This window comes from Mucilaginibacter arboris (genome assembly GCF_009754915.1).
GTDB classification, from domain to species: Bacteria; Bacteroidota; Bacteroidia; order Sphingobacteriales; family Sphingobacteriaceae; genus Mucilaginibacter_A; species Mucilaginibacter_A arboris.
The window spans coordinates 1-1338 of sequence record NZ_WPIK01000049.1; the positions used below are offsets into that span (position 1 = coordinate 1).

At 42.4% G+C, this 1338-nt stretch carries 1 protein-coding gene; it reads left to right on the forward strand.

The features are described 5' to 3' along the window. Nucleotides 1-66 precede the first annotated feature (66 nt). Nucleotides 67-1296, forward strand: a complete 1230-nt coding sequence (locus tag GO621_RS18645) for an IS256 family transposase (protein ID WP_157569908.1) — start codon at nucleotides 67-69, stop codon at nucleotides 1294-1296. Nucleotides 1297-1338: the final 42 nt, after the last annotated feature.

Below are 1338 nucleotides of genomic sequence, written 5' to 3' on the forward strand. Positions count from 1 at the left end.
GAGAGTGTAAAATAAACTGTGTCAGTTAAAGATTAATGATGATTTTTAACTTTAAGACACATAGAGATGAACGATCAAGAACACAAAGGATTTGATTTTGAAACCTTTAAGGCAGGAGCCATCAAGGGTATGTATGCGGGCAAACCGCTGAACGGTGAAAAAGGGATATTTGCACCCTTGTTAAAGCATTTTTTAGAATCGGCTTTAGAAGGCGAACTGGAAGCGCATTTGCAGGAAGAAAAAGCAGACGGGATAGCCAACCGGCGTAATGGTAAGGCCAGCAAAAGAGTAAAAAGTATTTCGGGTGAGTTTGAGTTGGAGAGCAGCCGTGATCGTGCAGGCAGCTTTGAGCCCTTGGTTTTACCAAAACGACAAGTCATTATTACGGAAGAACTGGAACAAAAAGTAATTGGTCTTTACGGCCTGGGGCTAAGTACGCGTGACATTTCCAAACACATTAAGGAGCTGTACCAGATGGAGATTTCGGCCAGCACCTTATCTTCCATTACTGATAAAGTAGTTCCGGCGATGAACGAATGGCGGTCTCGCTCATTAGATTCCGTTTACGCTTTTGTCTATCTGGACTGTATGCACTATAAGGTACGCGAGGGAAACGGTGTCATTACCCGTGCTGTTTATAACATCCTTGGCGTTTCTTTGGAGGGTAAAAAAGAGTTGCTGGGTATGTATTTGTCAGAGAGCGAAGGGGCGAAGTTCTGGCTCGCTGTTTTAACTGACCTGAAAAACCGAGGAATGCAGGACATGTTGATTGCTTGCGTGGATGGGCTAAAAGGTTTCCCCGAGGCCATAGCTGCCATTTTTCCAAAAACAGAAGTTCAAACATGCGTAGTCCACCAGATCAGAAACAGCCTTCGCTATATTGCCGAAAAAGACAAAAAGCCCTTTATGAATGATCTTAAACCTGTTTATCAGGCACTAACAAAAGAACAAGGATATGAAAACCTGATCGCCTTAGACGAAAAATGGGGCAAGAAATATCCTGTTCCGATTACTTCCTGGTATGGTAACTGGGAGAATCTCTCCACCTTTTTCCGCTTCGATGCCCATATTAGAAGAGTAATTTATACCACCAATTCAGTAGAGGGATTTCACAGGCAGGTCAGAAAAGTAACTAAAACAAAAGGTGCTTTTACTTCGGACAATGCGCTTTTGAAACTCGTCTATCTGGTCGTGCAGAACATCTCCGAGAAATGGACAATGCCGCTCCACAACTGGAACCAAACTTTATCACAACTTTTTATTATGTTTGAAGATAGGATAAAATTACACCTGTAAAATATTCAACAGCAATACTGACACAGTTCAGTTTACACTACC